13 protein-coding genes are annotated in these 18,373 nt (G+C 34.1%); 8 read left to right on the top strand and 5 right to left on the bottom strand.

Annotation, left to right across the window (positions count from 1 at the left end):
* Positions 1-113: 113 nt before the first annotated feature.
* From PQ462_RS18450 to PQ462_RS18415, 8 genes are all read left to right on the top strand, one after another.
* Positions 114-992 (top strand): helix-turn-helix domain-containing protein, encoded by an 879-nt coding sequence (locus tag PQ462_RS18450; protein ID WP_073408829.1) that lies wholly within the window; start codon positions 114-116, stop codon positions 990-992.
* A 312-nt stretch (positions 993-1,304) separates the two neighbouring features.
* Positions 1,305-4,496: a SusC/RagA family TonB-linked outer membrane protein gene (locus tag PQ462_RS18445; protein ID WP_149206458.1), complete on the top strand. Its 3,192-nt coding sequence runs from the start codon at positions 1,305-1,307 to the stop codon at positions 4,494-4,496.
* Positions 4,497-4,509: 13 nt separating this feature from the next.
* Positions 4,510-6,108 (top strand): RagB/SusD family nutrient uptake outer membrane protein, encoded by a 1,599-nt coding sequence (locus PQ462_RS18440; RefSeq protein ID WP_121360383.1) that lies wholly within the window; start codon positions 4,510-4,512, stop codon positions 6,106-6,108.
* 18 nt (positions 6,109-6,126) lie between these two features.
* A complete protein-coding gene (locus PQ462_RS18435) occupies positions 6,127-7,164 on the top strand; it encodes an IPT/TIG domain-containing protein (protein WP_274251105.1) in 1,038 nt (345 codons plus the stop codon).
* 194 nt (positions 7,165-7,358) lie between these two features.
* Positions 7,359-8,321 carry a T9SS type A sorting domain-containing protein gene (locus PQ462_RS18430; protein WP_274251104.1) on the top strand — a complete coding sequence of 321 codons (963 nt, stop codon included), beginning with the start codon at positions 7,359-7,361 and terminating at the stop codon, positions 8,319-8,321.
* A 119-nt stretch (positions 8,322-8,440) separates the two neighbouring features.
* Complete coding sequence (locus PQ462_RS18425; RefSeq protein ID WP_274251103.1) at positions 8,441-9,676, top strand: glycoside hydrolase family 27 protein; 1,236 nt, start codon at positions 8,441-8,443, stop codon at positions 9,674-9,676.
* A gap of 10 nt (positions 9,677-9,686) precedes the next feature.
* Complete coding sequence (locus PQ462_RS18420; RefSeq protein WP_274251102.1) at positions 9,687-10,652, top strand: glycoside hydrolase family 5 protein; 966 nt, start codon at positions 9,687-9,689, stop codon at positions 10,650-10,652.
* Between the two features lie 596 nt (positions 10,653-11,248).
* Positions 11,249-12,340, top strand: coding sequence for an outer membrane beta-barrel protein (locus PQ462_RS18415; RefSeq protein ID WP_012026910.1), 1,092 nt, complete (start codon positions 11,249-11,251; stop codon positions 12,338-12,340).
* A 410-nt stretch (positions 12,341-12,750) separates the two neighbouring features.
* Here PQ462_RS18415 and PQ462_RS18410 read toward each other — a convergent pair whose 3' ends face one another.
* The 5 genes from PQ462_RS18410 to PQ462_RS18390 all read right to left on the bottom strand — a co-directional run bounded on the left by PQ462_RS18410 (position 12,751) and on the right by PQ462_RS18390 (position 18,344).
* Positions 12,751-13,656, bottom strand: a complete 906-nt coding sequence (locus tag PQ462_RS18410) for an N-acetylmuramoyl-L-alanine amidase (RefSeq protein ID WP_274251101.1) — start codon at positions 13,654-13,656, stop codon at positions 12,751-12,753.
* Between the two features lie 31 nt (positions 13,657-13,687).
* Positions 13,688-14,236 (bottom strand): hypothetical protein, encoded by a 549-nt coding sequence (locus PQ462_RS18405; RefSeq protein WP_012026908.1) that lies wholly within the window; start codon positions 14,234-14,236, stop codon positions 13,688-13,690.
* 41 nt (positions 14,237-14,277) lie between these two features.
* Positions 14,278-15,591 (bottom strand): 30S ribosomal protein S12 methylthiotransferase RimO, encoded by a 1,314-nt coding sequence (gene rimO, locus PQ462_RS18400; RefSeq protein WP_012026907.1) that lies wholly within the window; start codon positions 15,589-15,591, stop codon positions 14,278-14,280.
* 160 nt (positions 15,592-15,751) lie between these two features.
* Positions 15,752-17,257 (bottom strand): OmpP1/FadL family transporter, encoded by a 1,506-nt coding sequence (locus PQ462_RS18395; RefSeq protein ID WP_274251100.1) that lies wholly within the window; start codon positions 17,255-17,257, stop codon positions 15,752-15,754.
* Positions 17,258-17,306: 49 nt separating this feature from the next.
* Complete coding sequence (locus tag PQ462_RS18390) at positions 17,307-18,344, bottom strand: hypothetical protein (RefSeq protein ID WP_274251099.1); 1,038 nt, start codon at positions 18,342-18,344, stop codon at positions 17,307-17,309.
* Positions 18,345-18,373 lie beyond the last annotated feature (29 nt).

Genomic DNA, 18,373 nt, shown 5'->3' with positions numbered 1-18,373 from the left:
TTTTTCAAAGATAAATGTATGTTTATAGCTTAATCAATATTATTTTATCAATTATATATCATATTATTGCAGGAAAAAAGAAATCTAATTTTGCTAAAACAGTTTCTAAGAAAATGAGTACAGCTAAAAATTTTTATAGAGAGATCGCGCCGCTTTCTGCCGGAGATAGTTTTTTGGTTTTTGACAGAGTAAAAGACAGTTTTGATTTTCCGGTTCATTATCATCCTGAATTTGAGATTAATTTTATTTTAAATGGAAAAGGAGTAAGGCGTGTTGTGGGAGATAATATTGAAGAAATTGATAACGTCGAATTGGTTTTAATTGGTCCGAATTTATATCACGGCTGGGAACTGAATAAGTGTACAAATAAAAAAATACATGAAATTACGATTCAGTTTCATAATGATTTATTTCATGAATCTTTGCTTGCTCGACGTATTATGAATCCAATTCGCGATATGTTTAATCGTTCGATTCACGGGATTTTATTTTCTAAAAAAGTGGCCGAAGAATTGACGCCAAGGCTTGTGAGGCTTTCTAAACTGGATGGTATTGATTATTTCTTAGAAATTACTTCCTTATTATATGATCTTGCCAATTCAAGAAATCAAAGACTGCTTTCTACTTATACAGTAGATTATGATAAGTTTGATGATTATGATAAAATGAAACTGGTATATGAATATGTGCAAAAACATTTTGCTGAAAAAATTACTTTAGAAGATGTAGCGAATGTTGCCAGTATGTCGATTATTTCTTTTAACCGATTTATAAAAAAGCGCACCGGAAAAACTTTTGTCAATTATATAAATGATATCAGGATTGGATATGCTGCGCGCTGGCTTGTAGAGAAAGATATGAGTGTTTCTGAAGTTGCATTTAAATCCGGCTTTAATAATATTGCGAACTTCAACCGCAGTTTTAAGGCTATTAAAAATTGTACACCAAGCCAATACAGAGAAGATTTTTCTGGATTGAAACGTATATTATAATGATACTTTTTTTGCACAAGTAAATATTATTTTTAACGAAATCGTTTGATTTTGCTGATTTCGTTACTTTTTATGCATAATTTTTGAGGATTAAAGTTGTGTCATTGCGAATAATGTATTTTTTACATGGTTTTATTTTGATATATGTTTTTTTAGGCTGATATAGTAAAAATATTATCATTAAATGATGTAATACTATCGATTTGATGTTTCGTTGTGTTATAGATTTGTTAAATAATTTAGAAGATAAATCACACCACTTTTATTGCTTAATTATGATTAAAACAAATTTAAACTAACCAAACATTTATTATGAAAAAACTAATGACTAACTTTATTCATTGGAATGCTAACCACAGAGCGGTTCCTTTGATTTTATTCTTGCTGTTGACTAGTAATTTTATTACTGCCCAGGTTAAAATAACAGGAATAGTGTCTGATGATAAGGGAATGACAATTCCCGGAGCCAACATTTCTGTTGTTGGATCTAAAAATACTGCCTCTTCAGACTTTGATGGTAAATACAGCATTGATGCTCCTTCAAACGGAACTTTGGTCGTAACTTTTATTGGTTTTGACTCTCAAAGAATTGCCATTGCAGGCCGAACAAAAATCAATATTTCTTTAAAATCAACTTCAGAAGACTTAAAAGAAGTTGTTGTAATTGGATATGGAACTCAGAAAAAGAAAGATGTAAATGGTGCTATATCTTCAGTTAGATCAAAAGATATTGAAAATCTAAAACAAGTTTCTATCGATCAGATGCTTCAGGGTAAAGCAGCCGGGGTTTCGGTTACTAATAACTCTGGACAGCCGGGTGGTGCAGCGTCTGTTAGAGTTCGTGGAACTACTTCTATTACCGGAACAAACGAACCTTTATATGTAATTGATGGTGTGCCAATTTCAGGAGATGCAACTGGTAAATCTACAAGCGGCCAGACTCTGGCAGGTAAAGATGGGTTTTCTGCTTCTGGAGGAAGCGGTAATACAGCAATGAGCCCGTTATCTATGATTAATCCAAATGATATTGAGTCGATGGATATTTTGAAAGATGCTTCGGCAACTGCAATTTATGGATCTCGCGGTGCAAATGGTGTTATCATTATTACAACTAAATCTGGCAGAAAAGGCGGTGGAAAAATTTCGTATGAAAACTATACTTCTTTTGCAACTGTAGCTAATAAATTAGATGTTTTAACGCTGTCAGAATATGCAACTTTAAAAACAAATTTGGCTAAACAATGGGGTTTTCAGACTCGTCAGGAATTTTCTCATCCTGAATTGTTAGGTAACGGTACAAACTGGCAGGATGAGGTATATAGAACCGCAATTTCAAACAGTCACCAGCTTTCATTTTCGGGCGCTAAAGACGGAACGAGTTACTATTTGTCTGGAAGTTATTTAAATAACGAAGGAACTATTATAAACTCTGGATTAAAAAGATATACAGTTAGATTAAACTTAGACTCAAAAATTAAATCTTGGTTAAGAGTGGGAGGAAATTTAACTGGAGGTATTACAAATGAAAGAATTACGGTAAACCAAAGTTATTCTGGGTTAATTTCAAATACTTTATTGCAGGCACCGGATATTCCGGTTAGAAATACTGACGGTTCATTTGCCGGACCGCCAACTTCTGAGCAAAGTGTTACTTACTATAATCCTGTTGCTGAGGCATTAACCAGAGAAAATAAATTAGTTAGAAAAAATTTCTTAGGAAATATTTATGCTGAGGCTGATATTTTTAAAGGATTAAAATATCGTATCGAGATCGCTGCAAACACAGAGTTTTCTGAGAATGATGATTTTAGACCATCATACGCATGGGGAAGCCAGGTGAATTTATTAGCAGATTTAGATGTAAGAAGACAAAACTGGTATTCTACAAACATTAAAAACTTATTGACTTACGACAGAACTTTCGGCAAACATAAAATTACCCTTTTGGCAGGTCAGGAGGCAAATGATTCTCATTGGGAAGGTTTAATTGCATCGGCGCAGGGATTTAAAACAAATTCAATTCATACCATTAATTTAGCTGATGTAGATAATAATACGATTACACAATATAAAGGAAGTGCTTCACTTTCGTCTCTTTTTGCTCGTATTATTTATGACTTTAATGATAAGTACAGTATTACGGCTTCTATCAGACAGGACGTTTCATCTAAATTCGATCCAACTACAGCTAATCAAAAAGGTGTTTTTAATGCGATTTCTGGTTCTTGGAAATTATCTAATGAATCTTTCATGGAAGGAACTCGTAAATATATCGACAATATTAAATTTAGAGTGGGTTACGGAGAAACCGGAAATCAGCAGATTCCAAACAATAGTTATTCAGCTATGTTAGGAGCGCAGAATTCAGGTTTAGGAAGCGGGTTTTTACCATCAAATTATCCAAATCCTGATTTAGTTTGGGAATCATTGAACCAAACGAATTTAGGTATCGATTTTACATTGTTTAATAATAAACTTTCTGCAAGTTTTGATGTTTACGATAAAAAATCTAAAGGTTTCTTATTTCAGGTGCCATTGCCATTATACCTTACTGGCGGCGGCGGACAGTATGGAGGAATTTCTGCTCCGTATTCTAACTTAGGAACAATGAGTAATAAAGGATATGATATTACTTTGGGATACGATTTAAGATCTACTGGGAAATTTAATTGGGATACTTCTTTGGTTATTTCTCATTACAAAAACAATCTGGATGAAATCGCAAACGGAATTGTATTGACTCAGGAGGTTAATACTAACGGATATCAGCCGGTTGTAGTTACCAATACTACGATTGGAAACCCAATTGGATTGTTCTACGGATATAAAACAGACGGAATTTTTAAAGATCAAACGGTTTTAAACAATGCACCGCTTCAGTTTGGACAAGCTGTAGGAACGGGTGCTGGAGAAACTGCTTTGGGTGATGTTAAATACGTAGATGTAAATGGTGACGGAAAAATTGATGCTAATGATAAAACTTTCATCGGAAACCCGCATCCAAAATTCACTTATGGATTCACTAACAATTTCAAATACAAAAATGTTGACCTTTCTATTTTCCTTCAGGGATCATACGGAAATGATGTTATGAATTTAACGAAAAGAGCAGGTACAACAAATGCTTCATTATATGATAATCAACTAGTAGAAGCATTAGATTATTATTCACCAGCAAATACGGCAAGTAATAACCCTAGACCAATTGCAAATTCTTCAAACAATAACCTTCTTATTTCAGATCGTTATGTTGAAGACGGCTCTTACCTAAGAATTCAAAATGTTACGCTTGGGTATTCTTTACCTCAGGATGTAATTTCAAAATATAAAATATCAAGATTAAGATTGTACGGATCTGCTCAAAACCTGTATACGTTTACAAAATATTCAGGTTATGATCCTGAGATTGGTTCATTTAATCAAAATGTGCTTTTATCAGGAATTGACAACGGAAGATATCCGGTAGCTAGAACATTTTTAGTTGGACTTAACCTAGAATTTTAAAAATTAAAGAAAAATGAAAAAGAAATCTTTTTTAAATAGATATAGCCTGCTTTTTATGGCAGTGGCATTTTTGACTTTCGGATCTTGTCAGGATGATTTTACTGACAGACCTTCTGAAGACGGAATAAGTTTAGATTCTTATTACAGTACAAACGATCAGGTAGCATCGGCAACAAATGGTATGTACAGCAGAACCTGGTTTCAAATGTATAACAAGTTTTGGTGGGCATTAGAAGTTGGTTCAGGAAATATGTATTCTGGTTCGCCAGACGTAAGTGGTATTAGAACATTTTCTTTAAATGGAAGTGACCCTGAATTAGTAAACGGCTGGTCGGCTTTATGGGCAAATGTACAGCAGTCTAATATGATTATTAATTTCCTTTCTGCCAGAGTTGGTCCGGCGGTATCTCAGGATGTATTAAATAATACTATTGGCGAAGCTTATTTTATGAGAGCTACTGCTTATTTTGATTTAGTAAGACTTTGGGGGCCGGTGCCAATTATCGAAAACCCATTAGATTATACAAGTAATCCTTATGTAAATACAAATACAGTTGCAGATATTTATACATTAATTACATCAGATTATTTAAAAGCTATTGATTTATTAGTAGAAAAAAACAGAGGGACAAATTATGCGAATAACGGGCACGTTTCTAAAGGTTCTGCAAGAGCATTTTTGGCAAAAGTGTATTTGTACCAAAAAGATTATGCAAAAGCAAGAGCAATGGCAGAGACTGTTATCAGCAGCGGTGAGTTTAAGCTTTTAGGAGGCGATCAGCTTCCTGGTAAAAGTTTTGCAGATTTGTTTACGTATGCAAATAATAACAATGAGGAATCTATTTTTGCTATTCAGTGGAAAGGTGATGGTAATTATGGGTCTGCAAACAACTGTAATACACAATTCGGATTTCAGGATGGAACATTGTCAACTTCAAACGCTTCTTATGCGGGAGTTTTTGGTCCTAGTCAGGATGTGCTTTTGTCTTTATATGATGCAGGAGATGTAAGAAAGCATGAAACTGTAATGGCGGCAGGAGATGTTTACCCAACAATTAAAACCACACAAGGCATAGGGTTTACAGTTCCAACTGGTAAAGATCTTGCTCAGGCATCTGGAGGTGCAATTAAAAAATATTGTATTGGTGTAGTGAACGGAAATGTTACAGGTCAGGCCGATGCATGGGCTATGATGGATAATAATACGTATGTAATGCGTTATGCTGAGCTGTTGTTAATTCATGCAGAAGCAGTTTTGGCAGGAGGAGCAAGCACGTCAGATGCATCAGCTTTGAGATCAATCAATGCGGTTAGAAAAAGAGCAGGTTTAACAGATTTGACTTCAGTTACTTTTGATGATATATTTTTAGAAAGAAGAAAAGAATTATGTTTTGAAGGAGATTATTGGTTTGATTTAGGACGTATCGACAAAACAAAAGCAATCGCAATTATGTCGGCACAAAATAGAGGAGACAGATATGCAGCACAGCATTATACACCTGTGTATAGTGAAGATCACGCAACAAATGATTTCTATATGGATTATCCGGACAACGAAGTGGCTAAAAACCCTAAGTTATTGCAGGCACCAGTTCCGTATACTTTTAAATAATTTCTAAAATTGACTAATATGAAAAATATAAAAATAAAATACCTTTTGCCTTTCATTGCGATGGCATTTATGGTACTGAGTGTGTTTTCATCATGTGATAATGACGATTCTTCCGGCAGTTCAGGAGCGCCTGTAATTACAAGCATTTCAAAATCTGTAGAAGGTGATTTAGTTCCGGTTACAATTGGTGATCCAAAAAATTACTATATCATTCAGGGGAAAGGCCTTGCTGGAGTAACAAAAATTTACTTTAATGATTTCGATACTTATTTCAATCCAACATTGGTTACAGATACTGCAATTTTTGTTTTAATTGATGAAAAAACACCTTATGCAGATGCAAGTAATAAATTGAAACTGGTTACAAATCAAGGTACAATTTTGTATGATTTTGTTATCGCACCGCCAACGCCTAAGTTTAACAGCTTTAATTCTATCAATGCGGCTGAAGGTGATATTGTTACAATATATGGAGATTATTTTCTGGATCCTGTAGTTAAGGTAGGAACAACTCAGGCTGAGGTAGTTTCTTCAACTTTAACAGAGATTAAATTTAAAATGCCGGCAAATGCAGCAGATAAATATGTAAGTGTTACTAATATCTCAGGAACTACTACTTCTGAAGAAGCAGTTGGATCTGCTCTCTATGACGATGTTATACAAGGTGATGCAGGGCACTGGATGTGGAATGGAGATGATGTTTTTGATACAAACTTTAAAGATGATGTAGTGCAGGGACAAGCTGCAATTAAATTTGTTTTTGGAGGATGGAATGGAGCGGATATGAAATTTAACTCGAGAGATGTTTCAAAATATAAAGCCTTTAGAGTAAGAGTAAAAAGTGTTTCTACAAAAACAGATGCTAGTGTAATATTTGTTTTTGGAGGATGGGCATATCAGATTAAAAAAACATTAACGAACAAATGGACTACAATTGAAATTCCATTTTCTGAAATTGGAAACCCAACAACATTTGATCAGCTGACACTTCAGGAATCTGGAAGTTTTGGAGGAAATACAATTCTTATGGATGACATGGGATTTGTTTTAAAATAAAAATCATTTTTTTTGGTTTTGAGTTTTGTTTAAATATTCCCTAATCTACTCAATTAGGGAATATTTTTTTATTGGTTTGATATTGAGGTTTTTATATAGTTGTTTTAGTATTGTTTTTTGAAAAAATAGTATCTTTTTTGATATTTTTTTCTGGTTAAATTTAGTTCCTTCTAACAAATCAAAAAGAAAAAATTATGAAAAAAAATGACTCTCAGTTTTCAACAAAACAAAAATTTCGTTTGTTGAGCATTATCTTAATTTTAATGAGTTTTAATTTAAATGCTCAGGAAATTTTAGGTTTAAATCCTTACTGTTTAGCTTCAAATCCCACTTACACAGTTACAGCTCCGGCAAATACAGTATATGATGAAGTAGTATGGTCGTGTACAGATCCTGCAGTAACCTTTACAGGAAATCCGTCGCCTTTGTCTCTTTCTAAAGTAGTATACAAAAGTCCAGGATTTATTGCCACAGGAGATACTCTTACTGCACAATTTAAAAATGCCGGTGTAGTAGTTGCAAAAAGACAATTGGCATTTATTTCACCGCAAATGCCCGTACAGCCTAGTTATGTAGTTTCAAAAACAAATGATTACTGCACATCTCAATATCATATTATAGTACTAACAGTAACTCCTAATCCAAATCCGAGTTCAAATACCAATTTTTCAATTACACCAACTGTTGCAGATGCAAGTATTGTAATAACTCAAACCTCTAAAAATGTTTTCGAATTAAAACTGCCATTAAACGGACAGCCTTATTTTATATATAATATAACAGAAACAACTCCAATATCAGGATGTCAGTCAAATACTTTGTCATCGACTTCATACAGTAATTCGGTTTCATTAAATTTAACAGGTTGTGCTAATACTACTCCTAATCCGGGAACAAATTATGATTTTACGTTGTCGCCAAACCCATACAGTAATGGTAATATAACAATTACAGCAAATGCAGTTTCTTCACAATCTGTAGCAACATGCAGAATTTATGATAGTTCAGGTGTTTTAAAATTAAGCTTTTCTTTAACTAATTCATATACATCCATTCCGCTTAGAAACGCTATACCATCATTAACCACTGGTATTTATATTTTTCAGATAACATACGCAAATGGAACTGTGAAGACTAAAAACTTAGCTGTGAATTAAAAAAAATGTTCTTCTTAAAAGAAAGGACTCCAATTCGAGACATCGATTTGGAGTTTTTTATATCTTATTTAAATATTTCTATAAGCCCATAATAAAAAAAATATCAAAAATAAAGTAAAATGAAAAAAACGATAGTACTATTAGCTGTTTTGAGCTCATTTAATTTTGGCTTCAGCCAAGGAAATACGCACACACAAACAGGAGGTAAATTTGAAGGTCTTGCCATGACACCGCCAATGGGATGGAATTCATGGAATACTTTTGCAACTAATATAGATGAGAAACTGGTAAAGGAAACAGCAGATATTATGGTTTCGTCTGGTTTAGCAGCTGCAGGATATAATTATATAGTGTTAGATGACGGCTGGATGACAAAGGAGCGTGATGCAAATGGTGATCTGGTTCCTGATCCGGCTAAATTTCCTAACGGAATGAAAGCTCTTATAGATTATGTACACAGTAAAGGTTTAAAATTTGGGTTGTATAATTGCGCAGGAACGCAGACTTGTGCAGGATATCCCGGGACTCGCGGTTACGAATATCAGGATGCTCGTTTTTATGCTAAACTTGGAATTGATTTTTTAAAATACGATTGGTGTAATACAAAAGGCATAACAGCGCCAGAAGCTTATACCACAATGAGTAATGCTTTAAAAACTGCCGGAAGGCCAATTGTTTTTAGTCTTTGCGAATGGGGTGATAATCAGCCGTGGGAGTGGGGGAAACCAGTTGGAAATCTTTGGAGAATATCCGGCGATATTTATCCTTGTTTTGACTGCGAATTCAAACATCCTGAAAATTGGTCTTCGTGGGGATTCATGAAAATTGCCGAAATGCGAAAAGATATTCGTAAATATTCCGGTCCGGATCATTGGAATGATTTTGATATGATGGAAGTAGGCAACGAAATGAACGATACCGAAGATAAATCGCATTTTGCTATGTGGTGTATGCTTTCTTCACCATTGTTTACCGGAAATGATTATAGAAAAATGTCTAAAGAAACCTTGGCAATTTTAACAAACAAGGAGTTAATTGCGATTAATCAGGATAAATTAGGAATACAAGGATTTAAACATTCTGCTGAAGACGGTTTAGAAGTTTGGGTAAAACCTTTGTCTGATGGAAATTGGGCAGTAACTTTTTTAAATAGAAGTGATGTTTCTAAAAAGATTAATTTCGACTGGAAAAAGAATACTTTTAAAGATGTTGATTTTGGTTACGAAGCTGATTTTAATAAAACAGCATTCAAGCTAAAAAATCTTTGGACAAATAAAGAAGCAGGAAATACCAAAAAGAATTTTACGGCAGAATTAGCTTCTCATGATTGCATAACATTGAAACTATCTCTTTAAAAATAATGATATGATTAAGTTAAAAACAAATTTAATTACAGCAGCTCTTTTATTAATCTGTTGTTTCTCGCAGGCACAGTTTGTAAAAGAACATGGCCGGTTAAGTGTTTTAGGAACTCAATTGGTAGATCAAAACAATCAGCCAATAGTGCTGCGTGGTTTAAGTTTTGGCTGGCATAGTATGTGGCCGAGATTTTACAATGAAAAAGCAGTAAGCTGGCTGAAAAAAGATTTTAAATGCAATGTGGTTCGCGCCGCAATGGGAATTGAACTTGGAGAATACTCCTATATTAAAGATCCGAAGTTTTCAAAAGAAAAAATAGAAGCTGTTATAAACGGTGCCATAAAATCAGATATATATGTAATTATCGATTGGCACAGTCATAATATCAACCTTAAAGAGGCAAAAGAATTTTTTGCCGAGATGTCTAAAAAATATGCCAAGTATCCTAATATTATATATGAGATATTTAATGAACCCGATTATGAAACCTGGTGGGAAGTGAAAACCTACTCTGAGGAAGTAATACGCGTTATTAGAGAAAATGATCCAAATAATATTATTTTGGTTGGAAGTCCGCATTGGGATCAGGATGTTGACCTTCCGGCAGAAGATCCAATTTTAGGATACAATAATATAATGTATACCATGCATTTTTATGCAGCAACACATGGTAAAGATTTAAGAGATAAAACAGATGAAGCAATAAAAAGAGGTCTGCCGATTTTTATTTCAGAATCAGCAGGAATGGAAGCTTCTGGAGACGGGCCGCTAAATGTAAAAGCCTGGCAGGAATATATTGACTGGATGGAAGCTAAAAAACTCAGCTGGATTACCTGGTCAGTTTCTGATAAAGACGAAACATGTTCTATTCTGAAAAAATCAGCAAAATCTGAAGGGAAGTGGAAAGATGAAGATTTAAAAGAATCTGGAATCAAGGTTAGAGAGTTTTTAAGAAAATATAATCAAGAGTAATAAAAAAGCTCTTTATATAAATTGAAAGCCTGTTCAAATTTGAGCAGGCTTTTTTGTTTTTATATTCTCTAAAATTTGATAGTCAAGGATGTTTAAATGAGTGAATTTTGAATGTAAATTTTTGTAAGAAAAATTATTATCTGTTTGTGAGGTTTTTGATAGGCTTAAAATTGAGTTGTTTTGTTTGTTGTTTTTTTATTTTTAATAGATACCCCCTATTTTTTTATGGGTGTTTGGTTTTTAATATTGTTTTTAAGTCTATTTTGTGTCTGTTTTTTCGTTGTAAATTTTGAATTACCCTGTATTTTTTGGTTTTAATGTTGGAAATACGTTATTGATTTTTCAAAAACAAAACGCTATAAATGCCAAATAACAATTATTGGCAGTTTAATTTTTGTAATCCATAATTCTTCATTGAAAACGTCAAAAAAGTAGTTTTCAATTATTCTACTCATACAAAAGTTAATAAATTCGCTAATGAAAATGAAGAGGTTTTAGGGGAAGATTCAAGGTTTTAAAAATGACTTATACTATTAAATAGATATATAAAAGATTAACTAACCAAAATCAATTAATAACTAAAAACCAATTAACACATGAAAAAAGTATTTTACGTTTTAGCTGCCACGTTAACGAGTTCTTTTGCTTTTGCGCAAGAGGATGAAACATCAACTCCGCCGGCAACAACTTGGGGAGGGTCTGCAGATGCATACTATAAATATGATTTTTCTAAACAAATGAATGGATTAACGAGCTTTACCAACTCACAGGATTCATTTGAATTAGGAATGGCTTCCATCGAAGCAAGTCATACTTTCGGGAAAGCTTCTGTTTTTGTTGACTTAGGATTCGGGAAAAGAGCAGGGGAATTTTCATACAATGAAACAACAGATAAAGATATTAATGCTAAATTTTTAATTAAACAATTATTTTTTACTTACCAGATTACAGATGAATTTAAAGTTGTTGCGGGTAGTTTTGGTACTCACATTGGATACGAAGTGTTAGATGCTGTAGACAATAAAAACTACAGTATGTCATACGCTTTCTCTTATGGGCCATTTTTTAATACAGGGGTAAAAGCACAATATACTGCAGGTAAATTTACTGCCATGCTGGGTATAACCAACCCAACTGACTTTAAATCTGCAATGGATGCCGGATCAAGCCAAAAAACATATATCGGACAAGTTGGGTATATAGGTGAAACTGGAAGTGCTTATTTAAATTTTACATCAGGAAGTACAAACCCTACGCCGGGAAGTTTGATTCCTGTTTCAAATGAAAATAAAACACAGTTCGATTTAACTGCTTCAAAAACCATCAGCGATAGTTTCGGATTGGGTTTAAATGCAACGTATGCTAAAACAAAACATGATTTTGACAGTACGTTAGACGGTGAATGGTTCTCATTAGTAGGATACGCAAATTACTCATTCAGCCCATCATTGTTATTAGCTTACAGAATGGAATATTTTGATGCTAAAGATGCTGCTCCAAGTTTAGGAACGTTAACAGGATCAAGTGTATTTGCCAATACAATTTCATTAAACTATAAAGTTGGGAAATTGACAATAATTCCCGAGTTAAGATACGACGCTGCTTCTGAAGATATCTTTTTAGATAAAGATGGTGCTCCAACAGGAGGTTCATTCTTCGGATTAATTGCTACAACATACTCTTTCTAGAGATAAAGATTGATATTTTTTTTTTTTTTTGGAGCTGTCGAAACATATTAATGTTTTGGCAGCTTTTTTATTGCTGTTCCTAATAGATTAGAGATAAAAGAATTAAATTGATTGTTTAATCTTTGGTTGAGGTTTTTTGCCGTGAATTTCACGAATTGCCGCGAATTAAATTTTGCTTGTTTTTATACAGCAGGATGAAAAATCTTTAACAAATTTTCTTTACACAAACTTTGAAATACATTTTTACGTACTTGTTACTCTGTAAATAATTAGTGAAAATTCGTGAAATTCGAGGCAAAAATAAGCCTAGAGAAGAGAATAATAATCTTTATAATCTCTTAATCTGTGGCGAAAAAAAACGCATTCCTATAAAATTAGAAATGCGTTTATATATTTATTAATTGATGTCTTTACTGAATCTGTTTTTTATATATAGAATATATCGTATCAATTGTTTTGCGGTCAAGCGTTGCAGTTGTATCAGTTTGGATATAATGCAGTTTAAAAGCCTGAATTGCTGCTGAAAGATTCTTAGTGTTATAACCAATAATTCTTAATGCAGGTTCAATTTTAAAATCAAATGGTGCTTCTTCAAGAACAGCATCCGGCCATATTCCGAAACCTTTTTCGGCTAATGTTTTCCACGGAAATAAAGCACTTGGATCTTGTTTTCTTCCTGGTGCGATATCAGCATGACCTAAAAAGTTTTGAGTTGGTATGTTGTAATCTTTTTTTAGTTTTGTCAACAAAGCAACCAAACTGCTTATCTGAGCTTCTGTAAAAGGTTTAAAACCATTATTATCAAGTTCAATTCCTATAGATGAAGAATTCAAATCAGTGTTTTTTCCCCAAGTTGAATTTCCTGCGTGCCATGCTCTTAAATAATCATTCAGCATTTGAACTACTTTTCCATTTTCAGAAATAATATAGTGAGAACTTACCTGAGTTCTTGTTTTTGTAAATGTATTGATAGTTTGCTGCAAAGAATCCTGTGCAGTATGATGAATAATTACAAAACTTGGTTTTCTTAAGTTAAAGTTTACAGTACCAATCCATTCTGTGCTAATTCCGTTTAATAAAGAAGTAGACCCTGTTTTTGATAAAGTATCTTTTATAATGCCAAGCTGCGATGCATAAGTAGTGTCGATAATAACCGGACTTATAGACGGTATTGCCTGCGCTTCTTTGCTTGTAATTTGATTTTCTAAAGTCTTTAACTGCTGGTCGTATGCCTTTTCAGTAGTCTTATATGGATTTGTTGAGCAAGAAGTTATGATAATTGCTAAGATTAGATAACAAAAATGTTTTCTTACCATGATAGTTTACATTTTATGAGGTTTAGAACAATTATTCCTGAATTTTTTCAGCTGGTTTTTCTTCCTCTTTGTTGTCTTTATCTTTTTTCTTCTTTGATTTTGGCTTTTTTATTTCTTTAAAATTTTCCATAAAAGCAGTATATTTCTCTACTTGATCTGGATTTAAAAAAGCAGTGATTTTTTTTGTCATGCTTTCTTTTAAAGCTTTCATTTGTTCCATTTTCTGATCCTGAGAACTGCTTTCATTTTTTAAAAGAATTCCTTGTTCTCTTAAACCGTCAGCAAAAACATTTGTAATTGCAATTGACTGAAGCTCGTCAAGATTAACAGCCGGTTTCATTTGTTCAACAATTTTAGCTGCAGTCTCTTCAACAGGAATTTCTTTTGGTTTACTGGTGTTGGCTTGTGGTCCAGACATCATGCTTCTGTCCATTCCCATTCCGCCGCCTCTTCCATATCCGCCATAACCGTTACCGTACCCGCCGTAACCATTTCCATATCCATTTCCGTATTGAGCAGAAACAGAGTTGAAACAGAATAAAGTAAAAACTAAAATAATTAAGTTTTGTATAGGTTTCATAAAAATATTTTTGTCTGCGTTAGCAATTGTTTACGGTAAATTTAAGCAGGTTCTCCGTATAAATCAAATTCTGTTGCTTCAATTATCTTGATATTAACAAATTCGCCTGTTTTTACATAATGTTTAGATGCGTCAATTAAAACTTCGTTATCAACATCCGGGCTGTCAAATTCTGTTCTTCCTACAAAATGAGCACCTTCTTTTCTATCAATTATACATCTAAATACTTGCCCAACTTTCTCTTGGTTTAGATCCCATGAAATTTGAGACTGAAGCTCCATGATTTCATTTGCTCTTGCCTGTTTTACATCGTCCGGAACATCGTCTTCAAGTAAGTAAGCATGAGTGTTTTCTTCATGTGAATATGCAAAACATCCCATTCTGTCAAATTTCATTTCCTGAACAAACTCTTTCAGAATTTCAAAATCTTCCTGCGTTTCTCCTGGGTATCCTACAATTAAAGTAGTTCTAATTGCCATTCCCGGAACTGCAGCACGGAAATCTTTTAATAACTGAGTTGTTTTAGCCTGAGTTGTACCACGACGCATTGATTTCAAAATTGAATCTGAAATATGCTGCAATGGAATATCAATATAATTACAAATTTTTGGTTCGCGTTTCATTAATTCCAAAACATCCATTGGGAAACCAGTAGGATAAGCATAATGCAGACGAATCCACTCAATTCCTTCAACAGCTGCTAAAGCCTCTAATAATTCTGCCAGATTTCTCTTTTTATAAAGATCTAAACCGTAATAAGTCAAATCCTGAGCAATTAATATTAATTCTTTAACGCCGTTTTTAGCTAAACCTTGTGCTTCTTTAACTAATTTTTCAATTGGCTGAGAAACATGCGAACCTCTCATTAACGGAATTGCGCAGAAACTGCAAGGTCTGTCGCATCCTTCGGCAATTTTTAAATAGGCATAATTTTTAGGAGTTGTAGTTAATCTTTCTCCTAATAATTCATGTTTATAATCGGCTCCTAAAGCTTTCAATAATTGAGGTAACTCAGTTGTGCCAAAATATTGATCCACATTTGGAATTTCTTTTTCTAAATCAGGTCTGTAACGCTCAGACAAACATCCGGTAACGAAAACTTTATCAACTAAACCTTTGTCTTTTTTATCAGCATATTCCAAAATCATGTTTACTGATTCAGCCTTCGCGTTATCAATAAATCCGCAAGTGTTAATTACAATAATGTTTCCTTCATCCTTAGCAGTGGCTTCGTGAGTAACTTCTTTTCCGTTAGCACGAAGTTGTCCCATAAGCACTTCACTGTCATATACATTTTTTGAACACCCAAGAGTGATTACGTTAATTTTGTTCTTTTTTAAAGACTTGGTTCTCATACTTTTATAAATTGGAGTGCAAAATTACACTTTTTTATTCAAACACCGCTTGTTTCGGTTTCATTTAGATGTTTTTTATGAAGGTTTCTAGTAATTTTCAGTCAAAAAAAATCCGCCAAGTAAACCTGACGGAAATTTCCATTCATCTATTTATTCTTAATTACAATTCAAATAATAAGGTCAAAGTCACATTGTTTAACTTTGATGTAATGTTTGCGCCGTCAGTAAGTCCTGTTGTAAAGAAACCTTGGTTAGATTTTCTTTCTAAATAAGAGTAAGCCAGATCTAATTTTGTAGAACCAAAGCTGTATCCTAAACCTCCAGAATAGCTGTTTAAGTCTCCAATTGTAGTTCCGTTTTTATAAGGACTTCCTTCAAAACGATATCCGCCTCGTAAACTCAATTGTTTTATTTTGTATTCGGCACCAACTCTTAATTCTCCGGCAGTAGTAAGCTGATTACTGATGTCGTTGTTAACTCCTCTAAACCCTGTGTCATTTGTTGGTTTAAATTTAGTGTTGCTGTAGTCTTTAATTGAGTAATCAACACTAATTAAGCCTGATTTTCCAAAAACATAAGCACCGCTGAAAGTAAATTTGCCTGGTGTTTGTAATGTATAAGATTCGTATACATTTACAACGTTTGGATTTATATTTTCAAAAATTTCTGGTCCTCCAGTTGCTTGTCTTGTTGTGCCAAGGCTTTGAGATACTTCGTCATAAAGACTGTACCAGGTATTCGATTCATAAGCTAAACCAAGTCTGAATGCTTCTGTTACTTTTGCAATAGCTCCTAGCTGAAAAGAAAAGCCGTTTCCGTATGTATAAAGTTCATTGTTGAAACGTAAATTAGAAATAGTCGCAGTAGGTTGTAACGGATTAGAGTTGTCTTCGTAAAAACTGCTTGATCTTCTATAATCTGTAACGTGCACATTTAAGTTTGCTCCGAAATAAAGTCTGTCTTTATAAGAACTTGCAATATTGAAACTTAATTTACTGTTGTATCCTGTTGTGTAAATGTTGTTTTCTTGATAGTAGTTTCCACCTGCAGGAACGTTTGATGTGTATTGTGTGTTTGTGTTACTGTTTTCGTTAACAGGATTAATTACGTGTCCGTAATATCCAAAGTAAGCCTGTTGTTCGTTGTAAAACTGATCTCTGTAAGGAATTCCGGTTATGTTTCCTAATTCAATTCCATTAGCAAAATTTACAAAATATGATCCAATAGAATTTGTTGGATTTGTGCCGGCAGAAAAAATATTATTGTCAAAATTATTAGTGTTTTCGTAACTGGCACCAATTGCAATTTTGTTCCATCCGTTATTCTGATTATGGTCTTTAAAAACAAAAACAGCTCCGGCTTGATTTAAAATAAAAGAATTCTTTTTGTCAGAAGTTTGAGTTCCGAAATAGTTAGAGTTGTTTTTAACATTTTGATTGCTAAAAGAAACTCCAACCTGGTTGTTGTTAAATACGGCAGATCCGGCAGGATTTACAGTAATGGCAGATAAATCTCCTCCAACAGCTCCAAAAGCACCGCTCATTGCTCTGAATCTTGCAGTTCCGGTCAAATTGTCTTGTGCATATCGTACAGCGTCAGAAACTCCCTGAGAATATGAGACGCTGAAAGTCAGTCCTGTAATAAATAGGAATAATATTTTTTTCATTGGGTAAGTATTTAGAGTGTGATATTAGATTGGAAAAAGGGCGAAAATGTTACCTTCTTCCGCCTCCTCCGCCACCGTAAGATCTTCCTCCGCCGCCACCGCCGCCGCCAGATGATCTCATGCTTCCTCCTCCGCTGTTCATTGAACGTGATGGGCTAGGAGAGTAGCTTCTTGATGAATTGCTGTTACTGCTGTTGTTGTAGCTTCTGTTTGAAGGCATGGTGCTGCTGCTTGATCTTCTATTAGAATAATCGTAAGTGCTGTTTTGGCCTTGAGTAGAATAGCTTCTTCTATTTGTGAAGTTTGGGCTCGAACTATCGTAAGTTCTTCCATTTACAGATGAACTTCTTCTGTAATCAGAATAGCTGTTTGATCTATTGGTGTAATTTCTGTTTGTAGTATAGCTGTTTCGGTTAGAGAAACTATTTCTGTTGGTAGAATAATTTCTGTTTGAAAGGTAGTTTCTGTTAGAAGCATATGCTCTGTTTGAAGAATAATATCTGTTGTTGTAGTAAGCAGCAGATCCTCTTCTTCCGTAGCTGTATGAATAGTTTCCGTAATAGCCGCCTCCCCAGTATCCTGGATAACCCCATCCTGGTCCCCAGTAGCCAGGGTATCCCCAGGCATATCCTGGATAACCCCATCCAGCTCCCCAGTAGGCTCCGCCCCAGTATCCGCCGTAACCCCATCCATAATAAGGATATCCCCAGCCTAATCCGAATGACCAGTTTGGAGTAGTATATACGTTTACAGATACATCTGAATTACTGCTTCCCCATGCTGGGTAAGCTGTAGAAGCGGTTCTTGTGCTGTCGCTTTCAGAATAATTACCATAATTGTCTACATCAGTGAAAATTTCAGTTGGCTGATCATCATCCTGAAGTGATCTAAAGTAGTCTCTATATTGATTGTTTGCTGCTGTGGTATTGTTTGTTTGAGCATATCTGTTGGTAGAATTACCATAAACACCATCGCTGTCATAATAAGATGTGTTTTGGTAAGAACCACATGATGCTAAAAGAAAACTCAGTAATCCAATTAAGTAAAAATGACTTGAGTTTTGGCGGAGAGTAGTATAAGTTTTCATATCTGTGGTGTTTTTTATTGTTGCACATT

This window comes from Flavobacterium sp. KACC 22758 (genome assembly GCF_028736135.1).
In the GTDB taxonomy this organism is placed as follows: domain Bacteria; phylum Bacteroidota; class Bacteroidia; order Flavobacteriales; family Flavobacteriaceae; genus Flavobacterium; species Flavobacterium johnsoniae.
Note: the sequence above shows the minus strand (reverse complement) of the source record. Positions and strands in the feature narration are given on the sequence as shown.

Coding starts and splice junctions, on each gene's coding strand:
- PQ462_RS18430 (WP_274251104.1), top strand. CDS start 7,359: ATGAAAAAAAATGACTCTCAGTTTTCAACAAAACAAAAATTTCGTTTG.
- PQ462_RS18415 (WP_012026910.1), top strand. CDS start 11,249: ATGAAAAAAGTATTTTACGTTTTAGCTGCCACGTTAACGAGTTCTTTT.
- PQ462_RS18420 (WP_274251102.1), top strand. CDS start 9,687: ATGATTAAGTTAAAAACAAATTTAATTACAGCAGCTCTTTTATTAATC.
- PQ462_RS18405 (WP_012026908.1), bottom strand. CDS start 14,236: ATGAAACCTATACAAAACTTAATTATTTTAGTTTTTACTTTATTCTGT.
- PQ462_RS18440 (WP_121360383.1), top strand. CDS start 4,510: ATGAAAAAGAAATCTTTTTTAAATAGATATAGCCTGCTTTTTATGGCA.
- PQ462_RS18425 (WP_274251103.1), top strand. CDS start 8,441: ATGAAAAAAACGATAGTACTATTAGCTGTTTTGAGCTCATTTAATTTT.
- PQ462_RS18410 (WP_274251101.1), bottom strand. CDS start 13,656: ATGGTAAGAAAACATTTTTGTTATCTAATCTTAGCAATTATCATAACT.
- PQ462_RS18450 (WP_073408829.1), top strand. CDS start 114: ATGAGTACAGCTAAAAATTTTTATAGAGAGATCGCGCCGCTTTCTGCC.
- PQ462_RS18435 (WP_274251105.1), top strand. CDS start 6,127: ATGAAAAATATAAAAATAAAATACCTTTTGCCTTTCATTGCGATGGCA.
- PQ462_RS18390 (WP_274251099.1), bottom strand. CDS start 18,344: ATGAAAACTTATACTACTCTCCGCCAAAACTCAAGTCATTTTTACTTA.
- rimO (WP_012026907.1), bottom strand. CDS start 15,591: ATGAGAACCAAGTCTTTAAAAAAGAACAAAATTAACGTAATCACTCTT.
- PQ462_RS18445 (WP_149206458.1), top strand. CDS start 1,305: ATGAAAAAACTAATGACTAACTTTATTCATTGGAATGCTAACCACAGA.
- PQ462_RS18395 (WP_274251100.1), bottom strand. CDS start 17,257: ATGAAAAAAATATTATTCCTATTTATTACAGGACTGACTTTCAGCGTC.